The following is a 16,558-nucleotide window of genomic DNA, read 5'->3' as shown; positions in this document are numbered from 1 at the left end:
TTATTCTAACATTTCGAGGTCGGTGCGATGGATCTGTTCGCAACCGCTCTGCCTGCGCTTGGCCAGGCATGGGCTCTCATTCTGCAACCTATGGTTCTGGGATATCTGGTGCTGGGCGTGGTCATGGGCCTCGCTGTCGGGGTCTTTCCCGGCCTCGGCGGGATCGCGGGGCTGTCGCTGCTCTTGCCTTTCATGTTCGGCATGGACCCTGTGCTGGGTCTGGCGCTGATGATCGGCATGGTCGCGGTGGTGCCAACCTCTGACACATTCGCCTCGGTCCTCATGGGCATTCCGGGGTCTTCGGCCAGCCAAGCCACGGTGCTCGATGGCTTTCCGATGGCCAAGAAAGGCCAAGCCGCGCGGGCGCTTTCGGCGGCGTTCACCTCATCGCTCTTCGGCGGTCTGGTCGGCGCGGCGTTCCTGACGATGTTCATCGTCATCGCGCGGCCCATCGTCTTGTCCTTCGGCCTGCCCGAGATGCTGATGATCTCGATCCTCGGCCTGTCGATGGTGGCGGTACTCGCGGGTCGCGTGGCGCTCAAAGGTCTCGCGGCCGCGGGCCTCGGCCTGCTGATCGGCACCATCGGTGAGGCGGACGCGGGCGGCTCCCTGCGCATGGCGACCTATGACATCCCCTATCTAACAGACGGCTTGAAACTGGTGATCGTCGGCCTTGGCATCTTTGCCGTGCCAGAAATCGTCTCGCTTCTGCGCCAAGACCGGGCGATTTCCAAAGAAGCCAAACTCGGCGCGGGCTGGGGCGAGGGCGTGCGCGACTGGGTTGCCAACAAATGGCTGTCGGTGCGCTGTTCGCTGATCGGCGTGGTCGTTGGCGTCATCCCCGGCCTTGGTGGGTCAGTCGTTGACTGGATCGCCTATGGCCACGCGGTTCAAACGACGAAAGACAAATCGAATTTCGGTAAAGGCGAAGTGCGCGGCGTGATCGGGCCGGAAAGCTCGAACAACGCGAAAGAGGGCGGCGGCTTGGTCCCTACCCTGCTCTTCGGTATTCCCGGTTCCGGCTCGATGGCGATTTTCATCGGTGCCATCGCCCTGCTGGGCTCCGGCGAGATCGAAGTCGGCCCCTCGATGCTGCGCGACAACCTCGACATCACCTATTCGATCGTCTGGTTGCTGGCGCTGGCCAATGTCGTCGGCACGCTTCTGTGCATCGCGGCTTCGGGCGGCATCGCCAAGCTGACCACCATCCGTTTCACCTACCTTGCGCCGTTCCTGTTCATGCTGATCTCTTTCGCGGCGTTCCAGTCGGGGCAGAACTTCGAAGACATCCTCGCGCTCTTCGTGATCGGCCTGATCGGCATCTTCCTGCGCCGCTTCGACTGGTCGCGCCCAGCCTTCTTGATTGGTTTCGTTCTGTCCAACCCGGTCGAGAAATTCTCGAACCAAGCGTTCCAAATCGCCTCTTTCCGGTTCCGCAAATCTTTTGAGGAAGGCATGGAGTATGTCTTCTCCCCCATCGTCATCGTGCTGCTGATCATCACCGTGATCTCGGTCGTGCTGGGTCTGCGGCAGGCCAAGTCGATCATGGCCGAAGGCGATGTCCAGTCCGGCTCCAAACGCGCGCCATTGGTCTTTTTGCTGGCCCTCATGGGCTACGTCGTGGCCGCGCTGATCAATGCCTCGCTGATCCCCGACTACAACATGACCGACAAGATCGTGCCGCTGGTCGTGGGGGGCATCGCCCTGGCTGCGCTGCTGATCCTGCTGGTGCAGATGATCCTGCGTCCCGAAAGCGATGCGATTTTTGCCGACAAGGAAGTCTCGGGCGAGGACGCGGATGCGCCCTATGGCCTGTGGAGCACGCTCGCGTGGTTCGTGGGTCTGATCGTCGCGACCTACTTCGTCGGCTTTATCCTCGCGCTCTTGGGCTTTTTGATCAGCTTCCTGAGGGTTCGCGCGCAGGCGCATTGGCCGAAAACCCTGATCCTGACGGCCTGCGGCATCGCGCTGATGTGCGTCATGGCCGGGGCACTCAACCGTGATTTCCCGCCGGGTCTGCTGCAAGGCGCAGTCGATCTGCCCTGGCCGCTGAACTGAGGAGTTTAGAGATGACACAGACAGCTATCCCCTATCTCTTCATGCGCGGCGGCACCTCGCGGGGGCCATACTTCAACCGCGCGGATTTGCCCGAAGACCGCGAAACGCTGGCCGAAGTGCTGCTCGCCGTGGTCGGCTCCGGCCATCCGCTGAACATCGACGGGATCGGCGGCGGCGCGGCGGTGACCACCAAGGTCGCGATGCTTTCGCCTTCGGACGACGGTTGGGCCGATGTGGACTATTTCTTTGCCCAAGTCTCGGTCGAGGATCGGCTGGTCGATTTCAAACCGACCTGCGGCAACATCCTGTCGGGCGTCGGGCCAGCGGCGGTGGAATTGGGCCTCGTCCACCCCACCGGCGATGTGACAGATGTCAAAATCCACGCCGTCAACACCGGGGCCAAGGTGCTGTCCAAAGTCCTAACCCCCGGCGGCGTGCTCACCTATGACGGCGACACCGAGATCGCGGGCGTGCCCGGTGCCGGCGCCGCCGTGGCGTTGAATTTCATGGGCGTCGTCGGATCTTCGACCGGGGCGTTTTTGCCCACGGGCAACATCCGCGATACCTTTGACGGGATCGAAGTCACCTGCATGGATGTCGCCATGCCGATGGTCATCGCCCGCGCGGCGGACTTTGGTTTGACGGGCTATGAGAGCGTCGCCGAACTCGACGCGAACAAAGATTTCTTAGCGCGGATGGAGGCAATTCGCCTTCAGGCCGGAGCCGCCATGGGCATGGGGGACGTGGCAAAATCCGTCACGCCAAAGTTCGGTCTGCTGGCCCCGGCCCGCGACGGCGGCACCATCGCGACGCGCTATTTCATGCCGTGGAACACGCACCCCTCCATGGCGGTGACCGGGGCGCAATGCCTCGCGTCTTGCGCGCTCACGCCCGGCAGTGTGGCCGATGGCCTGTTGGAACGCCCCACCCAAAGCCCCGCCGATGTGGTGCTCGAACATGCCTCCGGCACGATTGACGTGCTGGTGGATTACGACACGTCTGACGGCTTTGCGCTGAACTCTGCCGGGCTGCTGCGGACGGCGCGCAAGCTGGCGGATGGCTGTGTCTTTGTCCCCTCGCGCATTTGGGAGGGTCACTGACATGCCCGTGATGAACCTTCTTGTCGCTTTCAACGGATCCGACGCCTCCGTCGCCGCGCTGCGCTATGCCGCTTCCCTCGCCAAACAGCGCGGCGCGCATGTCACGGCGATCCTTGCCCATACCGCCCATGAGGTGATCGACCGCCGCTCGCGCTGGATCCCCGAAGAGGCCCGCGCCCTGTTGGAGGCTGCCAACAGCGAAATCTTGGCCGAAGTCACCCGCCGGTTCGAAGAGCTACGCCCGGCCGTTGGTCTGGGCGACGCACTGGATTTCCGCGAGGAGACGGGCCGCGTCGACACGCTGCTTTCCGAAGGCGCGCGGTACTATGATATGCTGATCGTCGGCGCGCGGGCCGAAAGCGATGATGCCCATGTGACCCACCACCCAGACCGGATCGCGCTACAATCTGGGCGTCCGGTGATCGTGGTTCCGGCAGGCTATGACGCGGGCGCGCAGCACAGCCACGCGGCGCTGGCATGGGACGGGGGCCGCGCCGCCGCGCGGGCCTTGTCGGACAGCCTGCGCCTGCTTGAGGCCGATGGCCGGGTCAGTGTTCTGACGGTCGGCAAACGCACCTCTTGGCCGATTCCCGATCTGATGACCCATCTTGACCGCCACGGCGTCGAAGCGGTGCATGAGAACTTTCCCACCACCCATCCGGTGGCGCAGACCCTGCTGTCCTACTGCGAGCGGCACGATCCCTCGCTGCTGGTGCTCGGTGCCTATGAGCACTCCAAGTTCCGCGAAGATTTCCTTGGTGGCGTGACCGCCGAGGTGCTGGAAAAGATCAAAATCCCCGTTTTGTTGTCCCATTGAGAAGCGAATGATGACCAATTACGAGAAAATCCACGTCGCCCGCCGTGATCTGGAAAAACTGCGCGCCGAGTTGATCGCCAGCATCGGCACGCAGAAGGATCGCGACCCTGATCTGCTCATCCTGCATGAGCGGGTCAGCAAAGCGATCAACGCGCTTTCCGCATAGGGTGCCCGGGATGAAGGTTCATATCCTCGACGACTGGTTCGACACCCTGCGCGGGTTGCCTTGCTTTGACCTGCTGGCGGGGCACGAAGTCACCGTCTGGACAGACCATCATTCTGACGAGGCGATCTTGGCCGACCATTTGCGGGATGCCGATTGCGTGGTGCTCTTTCGCGAGCGGACGAAGGTGACGCGCGGGCTGCTGGAGCGCCTGCCGAACTTGCGCCTGATCTCGCAGCGCGGCGCCTATCCGCATGTGGATGTCGCGGCCTGCACCGATAAGGGCGTGCTGCTGTGTTCCAACAAAGGCGCGGATGGGGCCAATCACGCGGCAGCTGAACTAACCTTTGCGCTGATCCTTTCAGCCATGCGGCAACTCCCGCAGCAGATGGCGAGCGCCAAGGCGGGCAACTGGCAGATGGGCGTAGGGCGCAGCCTGCGCGGGCGTCGGCTGGGGCTTTATGGCTATGGACGCATCGGGCGTGTTGTGGCGGTCTATGCCCGCGCCTTTGGCATGGATGTTATCTGGTGGGGCTCTGACGCCGGGCGCGCGCGGGCGAAAGCTGATGGGGAACCCGTCGCCGCGAGCCGCGTGGCGTTCTTCGGGTCCTGCGACGTGGTCTCCCTGCATCTCCGGCTAACACCTAAGACCCGCGGCAGTGTCACCGCGGAAGACCTCAGCGCCATGTCGCCCCGCGCGGTTCTGGTAAACACCTCGCGCGCCGGGCTCATTGCCGAAGGCGCGCTGCTGCAAGCGCTCAACGCCGGGCATCTGGGCGCAGCGGCAGTGGATGTCTTTGATACCGAGCCGCTAACGGATCCCAATGACCCGCTGCTCTCGCACCCCAGACTGATCGCCACCCCGCATATCGGCTTTGTCACCGAAGACGAATTCGACAAGCAATTCGCGGATATATTCGAACAGGTGAACGCCTATGCAGCGGGCGCGCCGATCCATATGATCAACCCTTCCGTCTACGCGCCATAAGCCCCGCGACCAGCGGCGCGCCGACGATCACCAACACGATGCGGGTCAGGTGGTGCGTGATGACAAAGCCCAGATCGGCCCCGGTGACGATGGCCAGCACCGTCATCTCGGCCTGCCCGCCCGGCGCGAAGGCAAGGAACGCCTCGACCGGATCGCCCAACCCAGCCCAGGTGACGAGCCCGGTGAAACCTGCGGCCAAGACGGCGAGCACTAGTACATAGGCGATGCCCGCCAGCACCACCCGCGTCAGCTCGCCCCATGTCACGCCCAGAAAATGCACCCCGATCCCGCAGCCGATGAAGAACTGCGCGGCAAGGATGGCCTCGGCTGGCGGGCGGCTGTGGATCAGGCCGGCCAGTGACAGAACGGCGGTCACGATCATGGGGCCAAGGATGGACGCGCCAAAAAGGCCGATCTTCTCTCCTCCTTTCCAGCCGATCAGGGCGGCGGCGGCCATCAAGGCCATCTCCCCCACCGGCAGTTCCGTTACCGGCGCGCCGATGGGATTGGTCAGCCCTGCCCCGTAAGCCAGCGTCAGAAAAGCAGGCGCGAGGGTGACGATAATCAACACCCGCGTTGCGTGGATCAACGACAGCGCCCGCGGATCGCCCCCCGCTTCGGTGCCAAAGATCACCATATCCTGCAAGCCGCCCGGCATCGCGGCGTAATAGGCCGTCGGCGCGTCGAAGCCCCACACATGCCGAAAGAACGGGACGCCGATAATCCCGATCAGCGCGATAAAGACCGGGACCAGCGTCACCGACATCGCCATCTGTGGCAGTTGGTAGAACAGATCAGGCGTGATCGAGGCCCCAACCGCCACCCCAAGGATCGTGCGCGCCGCGACCGAGACTTGGCCGAAGCCTTTGATCGGCACCTTCGACAATGCCGCGATAAGGCAGGCGGCCATCGGCCCGAAAAGGAATGGCAGCGGCAGATCGAGCCACCAAAAGAGCGCAGTACCAGCCGCGGCGAGGATCAAGGTCAGCGCACGACGGCGGGTCGGTTGGGAGAGGCGCATAGGGTTCAACTCACTTTTTCTTCCGGGCTTGACCCTTTCTGGATACGATTGTATCCACCTGTATGCAATACCTATCAGAGGGGGTTTCATGAGCGAAGAAGACCGCACACCGCAGGGCAACTCTGCCTACAATCAGTTGATGGATGAACTGCGCGCCGGACGGCTCAACCCCGGCGACCGCCTGCGTGAGACGGAGCTGGCCGAGCGCTTGGGCGTCTCCCGCACCCCCGTGCGCGAAGCGATCCGCCAGTTGGAGGCCGATGGCGTCGTGGCCCATATCCCCCGCCAAGGCGCAAGCATCCGCACGCTGGACTATGCCGAGGTGATGGAGCTTTACGAGATGCGCGCCGTGTTGGAGGGCACCGCCGCACGGTTGGCCGCCCGCGCCGCATCGGACATCGAGATCGAAGAGCTTCAGGACATGAACCAGCAGCTCGCCACCTTGGGCAATGTGCCTGAGGCCTTCACGCTCAACCGTCAGTTCCACGCAGCCCTTCTGGACGCTGCGAAGAACCGCTTCCTGACCCGGTCAATCCATACGCTGCAAAAGACGCTGATGATCCTCGGCCCGACGACGCTGACCGACCCTGCCCGCGCCGAGAATGCGGTGGAAGAGCACTTTGGGGTTCTCGATGCGATCAAGGCCCGCGATGCTGCCCTCGCCGAAGCGGCCATGCGCGCGCATATCGAAGCGGCCCAACGGGTCCGGGTGCGCGCCCTGCGCGCGCAGCCCTCGCGTGATGAGACCTATGACGGAGACCTGCTGTGACCGAGGCTTACGATATCGTCGTGATCGGCGGCGGCAATGCAGCCCTTTGTGCCGCGATCACCGCCGCAGAAGCGGGCGCCCGCGTGCTGATCCTTGAGACCGCGCCAAAACCCTACCGGGGCGGCAATTCGCGCCATACCCGCAACTTTCGCTGCATGCACCACGGACCACTGGGGCCGCTGGTCGAAAGCTACACCGAAGACGAATATCTTGCCGACCTGATGAAGGTGACGGGTGGCAAGACGGATGAGCACCTCGCCCGTCTCGCCATCCGCACGTCGGAGGAATGCCTACCGTGGATGGAAGAACATGGCGTGCGGTTTCAGCCTTCGCTCTCGGGCACCCTGTCCCTTGCCCGCACCAACGCCTTCTTCCGTGGCGGTGGCAAAAGCCTTGTGAATGCCTATTACCGCACCACCGAAGGATTGGGCGTGGATGTGCTCTATGAAGCTGCCGTCACCCATCTGGAGTTGGACGGCGACCGGGTGACGCGGGTGGATTACACCCACGAGGGGGCCGCCAAGAGCCTCTCGCCCAAATCCGTGGTCGTGGCCTCTGGCGGCTTTCAGGCGGACACCGATTGGCTGGCGCGCGCCTGGGGGCCGGCGGCGAAGAACTTCCTGATCCGGGGCACACCCTACAATCGCGGCGTGGTTCTGGCAGACCTGCTGGATCAAGGCATTGCACAGGTGGGCGACCCGACCCAGTGCCACGCGGTCGCCATTGACGGGCGCGCGCCGAAGTTCGACGGCGGAATCGTTACGCGGCTTGACTGCGTGCCCTTCTCCATTGTCGTGAACAAAGACGCACAGCGGTTCTATGACGAGGGCGAGGATGTCTGGCCCAAACGCTACGCCATCTGGGGCCGACTGGTGGCCGCCCAGCCCGATCAGGTCGGCTATGTCATCATCGACGCGAAATCGTTGAACCTGTTCATGCCTTCGGTCTTCCCCCCGATCAAGGCCGATACGCTGGCGGAACTGGCGGGAAAGATGGGCCTGCCCGCTGATGCGCTGGAGCACACCGTGGCCGAGTTCAACGAAGCCTGCGGCGATCAAAGTGCCTTCCACCCCACCGAACTTGATGGCGTAGCGACCACGGGTCTGACCCCGCCCAAGACAAACTGGGCGCGACCGATCACCGAGCCGCCGTTCTACGGCTATTCCCTCAGGACCGGCGTCACCTTTACCTACCTTGGCCTGAAAGTGGACGAAAACGCGCAATGCTCCATCGGCGACCGCCCGGTCAGCAACCTCTGGGCGGCGGGCGAAACCATGGCGGGCTCGATCTTGGGCCAAGGCTATCTTGCCGGATTTGGCATGACCATCGGCACCGTTTTCGGACGTATCGCAGGCAAGGAGGCCGCAGCCCATGCAAATTGATCTACTCCAAGAAGCACGCCGTCAGGCCGAAATCTGCAACGCCTGCCGCTATTGCGAGGGCTACTGTTCGGTCTTCCCTGCCCTTCAGGTCGAACGCGCCTTTTCTGACGGGGATCTGACGCAACTGGCGAACCTTTGTCACAACTGCCGGGGCTGCTATTACGCCTGCCAATACACCGCTCCGCATGAATTTGACCTGAACCTGCCCCAAGCCTTGGCCGATGTGCGCCAAGACAGTTGGGAGGAGTTCGCCTTTCCCCGTGCCGCCGGGAAGGCCTTCCAGAAAAACGGCCTTGCCATTGTGCTCGTCACTGTCTTGGGCTTTGCCCTGCTGTTCTGGGCCGCCCGCGCGTTGGCCGCTGCGGGGGGCGTAGGTTTCTATGCGGTGCTGTCCCACAATGCGATGGTGGCCATCTTTCTGCCCGCCTTTCTGTTTCCGCTGATTAGCATCGCCATCGGGCTGCGCCGTTACTGGCAAACAGTCGGCGGTGCCCCGGTTCGTCTGCCCCATCTGCGCGGCGCCATCGCCTCAATCGCGAACATGCGCAACCTCAAGGGCGGGCATGGCGACGGTTGCAACTTTGAAGACGAAGACCGTTTCACCCACGCCCGCCGCTATGCGCATCAGGCAATCATGTACGGCTTTCTGTTGTGCTTTGCTTCGACCAGCGTGGCGACGCTGATGCATTACCTGCTTGGTATGCCCGCTCCTTACGGGCTGTTCTCCGCCCCCAAAATCCTTGGACTGTCGGGCGGTGTTCTGTTGGTGTTGGGCTGTGGGAAAATGGTCTGGCTCAAGCTGCGGTCAGATAAATCACTCGGTGCGACCAACGCTTTTGGCGGAGAGATCGCATTTACCGGGTTGCTGGGGTTTGTCGGGCTGAGCGGGCTGTTGCTCTATGCGGCAAGCGGTTCTGGCTGGATGCCGGGCCTGTTGGTTATTCACCTCGGCGCCGTGCTTGCGTTCTTTTTGCTGACACCCTTCACCAAAATGGCGCATGGGTTTTACCGAATGGCGGCTTTGGTACGTGATGCGCAGCGGCGTGAGGGGGGTTGAGAGAAATGGTACAGCGTGGGCCGGACCCGCAGCGGCGCAGGTTCATGACAAAACCAATGTTGGGAATGTTCATCCTCTGAGCCGATAAGGCCAGCATTGGGTTTTACCCAGCATCCAATTGCGGTAAATAACGCCTATCCGTCGAAGCATAGGCTCTGGCGGCTTGCAAGGTCGGGCGTTGCATGGAGCCGGAACATTGAGTTTTACAGCCCCTGATTCAGACCAATTGCCCCGCACATTGAACGATTATTACAGCCGTGCACGCGCAGGGATGAGCCCGCGCAACCGCGCGTATTTCTTGGCCGGTGCCGGGGATGGGCAGACCGCTTCAGCCAATGAAACCGCTTTTCAGCAGGCGCAGGTCACACCACGGATGCTGCGCGATCTGCGGGGCGGGTCGACAGAGGTGTCGCTGCTGGGACAAAAGCTTGTTGCGCCCTTTCTGATTGCGCCCTTTGCCTATCACCGACTGCTGCATGACGCAGGCGAGAGGGCAACCGCCCGCGCGGCCGAGGCCCAGTCGATCAAGATGGTGCTGAGCGCGCAGAGCAGCGAACCGCTCGACAGGGTGCGCAGCAGCGGCCCCGGCAGTGACTGGTTTCAGCTGCACTGGTTGGGGAGCAGAGAGGCCACGCAAGCGCTTGCGCAGATGGCACTGGACGCGGGTTTCACCAGATTGATCCTGACCATTGATGCGCCCGTCCAAGGGGTGCGGGACCGCGAAATCGAGGCGCAGTTTCAGCTGCCGGCTGATGTCAGCGCGGTCAACCTTGCGCGGTTCACGCCGCCTGCCTTCACGCCGCGTGAAGACGCGCAGTCGATCATCTTTGACCACATCGCCGAGACCCTGCCCACATGGGCAGATGTCGCTTGGCTGATTGAGGCGATAGAGGCTCCGCTGCTGCTGAAAGGCATCCTGCATCCAGAGGATGCAGCGCAGGCGCAGAGGATCGGCGCGGCGAGCGTCATCGTGTCAAACCATGGTGGCCGGGTGCTGGACCGCGGGCCCTCAACGCTAAGCGCCCTGCCCGCCATAGTTGCCAAGGTCGGACCGGATTACCCTGTGTTGATGGACGGAGGCATCCGGCGCGGGGTTGATATCCTGATCGCGCTAGCCCTCGGGGCAAAGGCCGTTTTGATCGGGCGGCCCATCGCCTGCGGATTGGCGGTGGCTGGCGATTTGGGCGTCAGCCATGTGTTGCGCTTGCTGCGCGACGAGTTGGAAATCGCTATGTTGCTAAGCGGCTGCGCAACGGTGCAAGACATAGAGCGCGATATGGTTCACCTGAAACTATAACGCAGCGGGATGATCAGCGTGAATTCGTCGCCTTTCAGATAGTTGGGCGGCGTGGGCATCTTTTCCAGCGTCTTGACCGTCTGCACGGCAGCCATGTCGAGGATTTCTGAACCCGAGGAATGCGCCACCTCAGCCGCGATTAGCGCGCCGTAGCGGTCCAGCGTGAAACGCACCTGCACCTCGCCTTCGATCCGGTCGCTACGCGCCTTGGCCGGATAGGTTTTGGCACCGCTGATCAACAACACGATGCTTTTCTGCCAGTCGCGGATCTCTTCCGTCTGCTCGGCGGTCAGCCCTTCACTTTCAGCCTTGGCGGTTTCCGCTTCGGTTTCTGCCTCAACCCCGGCGACAGACTGCTCAGAGGCCTGCCGCGCTTCGGCGCCGATCTGGCTTTCCGCGTCGATTTGCTCGGGGTCCTGCTCGGCAGCGATCTCTTCGGCCACCTCCTCAGTCTCGGCTTCGGGCTCGGGGGCGGCCACGCCGAATTTCAGGCTCTCGTCCTCAACGTCATAGGGTATCTGACTTAGAATTGGCTGTTCGGCGGCCTTAGCGGCCTCCAAAACTTCAGGGCTTTCGGTTACCGTCGGCGCATCCTGGGCCTCGATCTGCGCCACGCTGTCTTCTTGCAAGGCCGAGGGGGCCGCGATGATGTCCGACAGATCGAACATCATCGCGCCGGTAATCCCCTCTGTCTTGGGCTCGGCGGGTTCTGCGGCGGGGGGCTGATCAAGCAGCAAGACGGGAAGCCCTGCATGCAGCGCACCGCTTAGGGCGATCGCGACGCCCCAGAAAACGGGCCTGACGCTGCGCGAGGCGTAGGTCAGGCTCACTGCGCCGCCTCCGGCTCAGGCATGGCTGCCTCTTCTACATTTTCATCCAGTCCGACCAGCCCGACTTTCAGAAACCCGTCTGCGCGCAGGATGTTCATCACCCGCATGAACTCACCATAGGGCACGGATTTATCCGCGCGGATGAAGATCCGCGTGTCGCGTTTTTGCAAGGTGGCGATGCCGACGTCGATATAAAGCCTGTCGTGCGTCGTGGCCGTCTCGCCCACTGAAAGGGCGAGGTCTTCAGTGATGGTGATGAAAACCGGCTCGGCGGGGCGCTCCGGGGCTTCGGCGACCGCTACGGGCAGTTCCACCGGGATGTCGACCGTCGACAGCGGGGCCGCGATCATGAAGATGATCAGCAGAACCAACATGACATCGATAAAGGGGGTGACGTTGATCTCGCTGTTTTCGCTGAGATCGCCCTCGTCGTCACCGCGCAGCCGCGCACCCACGCCGCCTACTCCGCCGCCGGGGCTGAAACGGACCCCAGATGGTAGGCGGGTCGTGCCCCTGCCATCTCATCATCGGCAAGGTCCAAATCGCGCGACAAGGTCCGCTCGACCAGCGCGCCCGCATCGGCCAGCATCACCTTATAGCCCCCCAAGCCCCGCGCGAGGATGTTGTAGAAAATCACCGCAGGAATCGCCGCGACAAGACCGATGGCCGTTGCCAACAATGCCTCGGCAATGCCCGGCGCCACGATGGCCAGATTGGTGGTGTTGCTTTCCGAGATCGAGATGAAGCTGTTCATGATCCCCCAAACGGTGCCGAACAGCCCAACAAAAGGGGCAACCGAGCCGACATTGGCCAAGACCCCTGCCCCTAGCCCCATGCGCCGGGCGGCCCCGGCCTCAATCCGCGCGATTTCCGACCCCGCGCGTTCCTTGATCCCGGCCTTCATCCCTGCCTTCATCCCGGCACTCGTGCCCGAGGCTGCGCGCTCACGCTCGGCTGCGCGCACCATCTGCCCCATGACGCCTTTGCGTTTGGCGAAACGCGCACGCGCCGCAACCAGCGAGCCTGCCTTGTCCAGATCGCGATACCGGCGGCGCAGCACGCCGCGTTCCCATCGCAGGATCATCACCCGTGCGACAAAAATCACCCAGACCAGAGCCGAGGCAAAGAGCAGCGACAGCATGACGCCTTTGACAACCCAATCGGCCGCCATGAACATGCCAAGGGGCGACATCTCGTCATGCTCGGCCTGCTCAAGGAGCGTGGTTACCGTCTCAAGATCGAAAGCGGCGGCGGGGGCTGCGGCGATACAAAAGGCAGCAGCGGGAAAAACCAGAAAAAGCTTCATCGTTTAAGTCTCGGCCCATGTGCGAATAAGGTTGTGATAGATCCCGGTCAGACGCACTGTTTCGGGATCGTTGGCCCCGATGCTGTCGCTGAGCGCCTGGATGGATTGATCCAGATCGAACAGGATGCGGCGGTTTGCGTCAGAGCGGATCATGCTTTGCAGCCAGAAAAACGACGACACCCGCGCCCCTTGGGTCACGGGGGTGACCTCATGCAGGCTGGTGGCCGGATAAAGGATCATATCCCCCGCAGGCAGTTTCACGGTCTGGCGGCCATAGTGATCCTCGATCACCAATTCGCCGCCGTCGTAGTCTTCTGGCTCGCTGAGAAATAGCGTCATCGACAGATCGGTGCGCAGCCGTTCCTGGGTCAGCGGGTTCACCCGAATGGCATTGTCGATATGCGCCCCAAAGGTTTCGGCCTGCGCGTATTTGTTGAACATCGGCGGCAGGATTTTTGCGGGCAGCGCGGCAGACAGAAACAGCGGATCACTGGTCAGCTTTTGCAAGATGAACTTACCCAATGTTTGCGCCGTGTCCGAGGTTGGCGGCAATTGTTGATTGCGTTTGACCTCCCGTGATTGCGCGCCTGCGGTTTTGGCTCCGTCCTCCCAATCAGCTGCATCAAGATGCGCGCGGACCTGTTTGACGTCGTCTTTGCTCAGGATCGAAGGGATCGTGATCAGCATATCATACCTCTTGCTGTCAGCGGGCAACCCCAGGAGGGCTGCCCGCCTTGATGGCTGCGGTTTAGAACTTCATTTCCAGAGAGACGGAGACTTCACGGCCCGGCGCGACATAGGTGAATGGCGTGCCCGAACGGTAAGCGGCGTCATAGACCGTTTCATCCGCGACATTGGTGACGGCCAACTTCAACATGGTGTTGTCGGCGACTTCGTATTCACCCAGCAAATCAAAGGTAAAGGCGTCGGGAATGGACCGGCCATTGGCGGCCACGCTGCCCAGATCAATCGCACCTTGATAGTTCACCCGCCCGCCGAGCATCAAACGGTCCGTCACCTGATAGGTGGCCAACAAGTTCAACTGCTCATGTGCGACATTTGCCACCGACAGACCGATGTTGTCGCTGTCGGCACTGCGCAAGACTTCGCTGTCCATGAAGTTGGCGCCGCCGAAAAGGCTCAGCCGTTCGGTCACCTTGCCCGCAACGCCGAGTTCAAGACCCCGCATGCGGTACTTCAGCGTGTCGGAGGTGACGGTCGCACCGCGCGGCCCGATATCCTCACGCGCTTGGTCTTTGGTGGTTTGATAGAGCGCCGCAGTGAACAGAAGGTTCGGCGTGAAGCTGTATTTCGCACCGATTTCAAGCGAGGTGTTCTCTTCGGGTGCAAGCCCTGACCCGTTATCATCCAGCCCGCCGTAAAAACCGCCGCCCGCTTCCAGTTCCTGCCCCGCCGGGTTGGTCGAAGTAGCCGCCGCTGCATAGATGTTCAGACGGTCGGTGAAGGCATAGGTCGCCCCCAAGTTCCAGTTCAGCATGACATCATCGCGCGACAGCTCATAGGCATCTTCGCCGGTGCCGCCACTACGCGAGATGTCATACATATCCACCCGCAGCCCGCCGTTGACCTTTAGGCGGTTCGACAGGGTCACGGTATCCAGCGCATAGAGGGAGGTGGTCTTGACCGTCGTTTCCGTAAGGTCCGTTCCCAATACGGGTTCTTCGCCGCTCCAGCAGCCTTCCCCGATGGGATCGGGATTGACGGCGCTGACGGTGCAGCCGCGTTGGCCAGCCGGTGGCTCATAATCCTCGCTGGAGAGGTTTGAGTAGCTCAACTTCTCAATCTCTTCACGCGAGGTGGCAAGGCCAAACACATAGGCATGCGACGCGCCGGCGAATTGGGCGGCTCCGCTCAGTTCCAGAACGTTGGCGAGCACATCGGTTTGCTGGTTCCAGCTTTTGAAGCTGAGCCCGACGTCCCAATCTTCGGGATTGGTGGAATCATTGTCGATCAGGCTGCTGGGTGCTGTCAAAACATAGTCGTTGGTCGACCGTGCCGCACGGAATGTGTTGGTCAGCGTCATGCCGTTGTCAAAGGCATAGGTTGCCTTGGCCGTGGCCACCGTCTCTTCGACAGTCTGGAAATCGCGGCCCGGCACCCCGTAGAAAGTATCCCGGTCGATGCCGTATTCCGTGACCGGACCGACCAGGCCCAGGTCTTCGTTGTTGACGTAGGGCACCCCCCAATCGGGCGTCTGCTCGATCTTGGTGTAGCTCAGGTTGCCTTCCAAAGTCAGCGCATCGGTCGCCGCGAATTTCAGCGCCAGTGCAGCACCCCGGCGGTCATCGGTGATCTCATCGCGCCCGGCCACTTCGCCATCTTGCAGCATTCCGTTGAAACGCAGTTGCAGACGGTCGTTGATAACCTTGTTGGTGTCGATGGTCTGACGCACGGTGGTCGCGTCGGTGACAGTGGTCACCGTTTTGGTGAAATCAACATCCTGCGGGCTTTTGGTGATCACATCGATCGCGCCGCCCGTGGTACCGCGCCCGCCGACTGTGCCCGCCGGGCCTTTGGTGACTTCGACCTGCTCAGTGTTGAACGTCTCGGCGACACCGGTGCCGGGGCTGCGGATGCCATCGGTATAGGTGTCGTTGTTGGCTTTGAACCCGCGGATATAAATGTTGTCCCCAAAGGAGTTCCCGCCCTCGCCGAAGCCAAGCGAAATGCCCGGTGTCGACCGCGCCAACTCACGCACGCTGGTTGTGCCGGTGGTTTCCAAGACCTCTTGGGTGATCGCTGTCACCGTGCGCGGATTGTCTTTCAGCGGGCCGGGCATCCGACTGTTGGCAAGCGTATTGGCTTTGAATGGGGCGTCTTGATCAACGTACGAACTGCCGCCTGCCGCCGCTTTTGCGGCCGCGCGGGCCTGCGCATCGGCCAGTTCCTGCGCTTGGCGTTCCGCGGCTTCTTCGGCGGCGCAGACGGGGGTGCCCGCCAATGCAGCTGTGCAGACAGTGGGTTCAGCGGCACGCGGCTGGGCCGCTCGGCGTGGCGCTGGCTGGGCGGCGCGAGGCGCAGGCTTTGCCGCCGGCTGGGGGGTTGGTTCTTCGGTCGTCTCGACCTCGACTGTTGGCAGGATGATCAGATCACTGTCCTGCGCGGCGCCGGGTGTGGCCATGCAAGCCATGGCCAAGGAGGCCCCGAAGCCCCCGACCACCAGCGTGGAATGTCTGTGAATTTTGTCTGTGCAGTTTTGACTGTCGTTGGTACGGCGCATAAGTCCCTCGCGGAGAAGATTTTTTCTTGCTGACCGCGCTTCCAACGGCTGGCTATTTGAATGGGCCACCGCTTAACCTGCGTATTTTAGTAAGTAAAGATATGAACCTTATTAAAATAGTCAAGTATAGCGCCCTGTTGTGAGGCTACACCACTTGGGGAGCGGCGTTTGCGCCCGGGCGCGGGCAGTGAAGGATTTCATGACTGAGGCTGGATGGGCGGTGAAAGCGGCTGGGCTCTAGCGTGGTAGCAGCCTGCGTCTTCGCTATTCGGGCGGGGGCGCATCGAACCGGTGCCCCCAAGAACCAGCGGAAGTCAGGTTCACAGAGGGTGTCTTCGGCGTCGCGCAGCGCGTCTGCAGACCGCGATCAGTAAGACGGCCACGCGATTTCGTATCTCCGACATCGGAAAGCGCAAAACGTCTGAACCAGTGGGTACAGACGTAGCACCCGGACATAAATAAAGCTCCAGACCCAATGGACCTGAAGCTTTGCCTTTTTAAATTGCGAGCACTTAGGCGCCCTCGGGCT

At 62.1% G+C, this 16,558-nt stretch carries 15 protein-coding genes; 9 read left to right on the top strand and 6 right to left on the bottom strand.

Annotated features, from left to right (window positions below; all coding sequences use genetic code 11):
• The first annotated feature begins 27 nt into the window (after positions 1-27).
• The 5 genes from K3758_RS08800 to K3758_RS08780 are packed head-to-tail and all read left to right on the top strand — an operon-like array spanning position 28 to position 5,126.
• Positions 28-2,058 carry a tripartite tricarboxylate transporter permease gene (locus K3758_RS08800; protein ID WP_259944036.1) on the top strand — a complete coding sequence of 677 codons (2,031 nt, stop codon included), beginning with the start codon at positions 28-30 and terminating at the stop codon, positions 2,056-2,058.
• 11 nt (positions 2,059-2,069) lie between these two features.
• The gene (locus K3758_RS08795; RefSeq protein WP_259944035.1) at positions 2,070-3,158 is read left to right on the top strand and encodes a 4-oxalomesaconate tautomerase; all 1,089 of its coding nucleotides are present in this window, start codon (positions 2,070-2,072) and stop codon (positions 3,156-3,158) included.
• A 1-nt stretch (position 3,159) separates the two neighbouring features.
• Positions 3,160-3,975 (top strand): universal stress protein, encoded by an 816-nt coding sequence (locus K3758_RS08790; protein ID WP_259944033.1) that lies wholly within the window; start codon positions 3,160-3,162, stop codon positions 3,973-3,975.
• Between the two features lie 7 nt (positions 3,976-3,982).
• A complete protein-coding gene (locus K3758_RS08785) occupies positions 3,983-4,141 on the top strand; it encodes a hypothetical protein (RefSeq protein ID WP_162931835.1) in 159 nt (52 codons plus the stop codon).
• Between the two features lie 10 nt (positions 4,142-4,151).
• On the top strand, positions 4,152-5,126 hold the full coding sequence (locus tag K3758_RS08780) for a D-2-hydroxyacid dehydrogenase family protein (protein WP_259944030.1): 975 nt from the start codon (positions 4,152-4,154) through the stop codon (positions 5,124-5,126).
• On the opposite strand, the gene K3758_RS08775 is transcribed toward K3758_RS08780, so the two are convergent.
• Positions 5,101-6,147: an AbrB family transcriptional regulator gene (locus tag K3758_RS08775; RefSeq protein ID WP_259944026.1), complete on the bottom strand. Its 1,047-nt coding sequence runs from the start codon at positions 6,145-6,147 to the stop codon at positions 5,101-5,103. The genes K3758_RS08780 and K3758_RS08775 overlap by 26 nt on opposite strands.
• Before the next feature lie 88 nt (positions 6,148-6,235).
• Here K3758_RS08775 and K3758_RS08770 point away from each other — a divergent pair, with 88 nt between their 5' ends.
• The 4 genes from K3758_RS08770 to K3758_RS08755 all read left to right on the top strand — a co-directional run bounded on the left by K3758_RS08770 (position 6,236) and on the right by K3758_RS08755 (position 10,652).
• Positions 6,236-6,916 carry a GntR family transcriptional regulator gene (locus tag K3758_RS08770; protein WP_259944023.1) on the top strand — a complete coding sequence of 227 codons (681 nt, stop codon included), beginning with the start codon at positions 6,236-6,238 and terminating at the stop codon, positions 6,914-6,916.
• The gene (gene tcuA, locus K3758_RS08765) at positions 6,913-8,298 is read left to right on the top strand and encodes an FAD-dependent tricarballylate dehydrogenase TcuA (protein ID WP_259944020.1); all 1,386 of its coding nucleotides are present in this window, start codon (positions 6,913-6,915) and stop codon (positions 8,296-8,298) included. The genes K3758_RS08770 and tcuA overlap by 4 nt, the downstream gene beginning before the upstream one ends.
• Positions 8,288-9,355, top strand: a complete 1,068-nt coding sequence (gene tcuB / locus K3758_RS08760) for a tricarballylate utilization 4Fe-4S protein TcuB (protein ID WP_259944016.1) — start codon at positions 8,288-8,290, stop codon at positions 9,353-9,355. Before tcuA ends, tcuB begins: the two co-directional genes overlap by 11 nt.
• Before the next feature lie 196 nt (positions 9,356-9,551).
• Positions 9,552-10,652, top strand: coding sequence for an alpha-hydroxy acid oxidase (locus K3758_RS08755; protein ID WP_259944013.1), 1,101 nt, complete (start codon positions 9,552-9,554; stop codon positions 10,650-10,652).
• Here the strand turns inward: K3758_RS08755 and K3758_RS08750 are convergent.
• The 5 genes from K3758_RS08750 to K3758_RS08730 form a co-directional block, all read right to left on the bottom strand.
• Positions 10,637-11,482 carry an energy transducer TonB gene (locus K3758_RS08750; protein WP_259944009.1) on the bottom strand — a complete coding sequence of 282 codons (846 nt, stop codon included), beginning with the start codon at positions 11,480-11,482 and terminating at the stop codon, positions 10,637-10,639. The genes K3758_RS08755 and K3758_RS08750 overlap by 16 nt on opposite strands.
• Positions 11,479-11,937 carry a TonB system transport protein ExbD gene (gene exbD / locus K3758_RS08745; protein ID WP_259944005.1) on the bottom strand — a complete coding sequence of 153 codons (459 nt, stop codon included), beginning with the start codon at positions 11,935-11,937 and terminating at the stop codon, positions 11,479-11,481. The genes K3758_RS08750 and exbD overlap by 4 nt, the downstream gene beginning before the upstream one ends.
• A gap of 5 nt (positions 11,938-11,942) precedes the next feature.
• On the bottom strand, positions 11,943-12,788 hold the full coding sequence (exbB, locus tag K3758_RS08740) for a tonB-system energizer ExbB (protein ID WP_259944002.1): 846 nt from the start codon (positions 12,786-12,788) through the stop codon (positions 11,943-11,945).
• 3 nt (positions 12,789-12,791) lie between these two features.
• Positions 12,792-13,475 (bottom strand): Fe2+-dependent dioxygenase, encoded by a 684-nt coding sequence (locus K3758_RS08735; RefSeq protein WP_259944001.1) that lies wholly within the window; start codon positions 13,473-13,475, stop codon positions 12,792-12,794.
• 61 nt (positions 13,476-13,536) lie between these two features.
• Complete coding sequence (locus K3758_RS08730; RefSeq protein WP_259943999.1) at positions 13,537-15,930, bottom strand: TonB-dependent siderophore receptor; 2,394 nt, start codon at positions 15,928-15,930, stop codon at positions 13,537-13,539.
• Positions 15,931-16,558 lie beyond the last annotated feature (628 nt).

Origin of the sequence: Sulfitobacter sp. W002 (assembly GCF_025142135.1) — a bacterium.
In the GTDB taxonomy this organism is placed as follows: domain Bacteria; phylum Pseudomonadota; class Alphaproteobacteria; order Rhodobacterales; family Rhodobacteraceae; genus Sulfitobacter; species Sulfitobacter profundi.
The sequence above is the reverse complement of the archived record's forward strand: the minus strand, read 5'-3'. Positions and strand labels throughout refer to the sequence as shown.

Bases quoted from the DNA above. Each gene is read 5' to 3' on its own strand.
- K3758_RS08800 (WP_259944036.1), top strand. From the start codon at position 28: ATGGATCTGTTCGCAACCGCTCTGCCTGCGCTTGGCCAGGCATGGGCT.
- exbB (WP_259944002.1), bottom strand. From the start codon at position 12,788: ATGAAGCTTTTTCTGGTTTTTCCCGCTGCTGCCTTTTGTATCGCCGCA.
- tcuB (WP_259944016.1), top strand. From the start codon at position 8,288: ATGCAAATTGATCTACTCCAAGAAGCACGCCGTCAGGCCGAAATCTGC.
- K3758_RS08730 (WP_259943999.1), bottom strand. From the start codon at position 15,930: ATGGCCACACCCGGCGCCGCGCAGGACAGTGATCTGATCATCCTGCCA.
- K3758_RS08780 (WP_259944030.1), top strand. From the start codon at position 4,152: ATGAAGGTTCATATCCTCGACGACTGGTTCGACACCCTGCGCGGGTTG.
- K3758_RS08790 (WP_259944033.1), top strand. From the start codon at position 3,160: ATGCCCGTGATGAACCTTCTTGTCGCTTTCAACGGATCCGACGCCTCC.
- K3758_RS08770 (WP_259944023.1), top strand. From the start codon at position 6,236: ATGAGCGAAGAAGACCGCACACCGCAGGGCAACTCTGCCTACAATCAG.
- K3758_RS08785 (WP_162931835.1), top strand. From the start codon at position 3,983: ATGATGACCAATTACGAGAAAATCCACGTCGCCCGCCGTGATCTGGAA.
- K3758_RS08775 (WP_259944026.1), bottom strand. From the start codon at position 6,147: ATGCGCCTCTCCCAACCGACCCGCCGTCGTGCGCTGACCTTGATCCTC.
- K3758_RS08735 (WP_259944001.1), bottom strand. From the start codon at position 13,475: ATGCTGATCACGATCCCTTCGATCCTGAGCAAAGACGACGTCAAACAG.
- K3758_RS08795 (WP_259944035.1), top strand. From the start codon at position 2,070: ATGACACAGACAGCTATCCCCTATCTCTTCATGCGCGGCGGCACCTCG.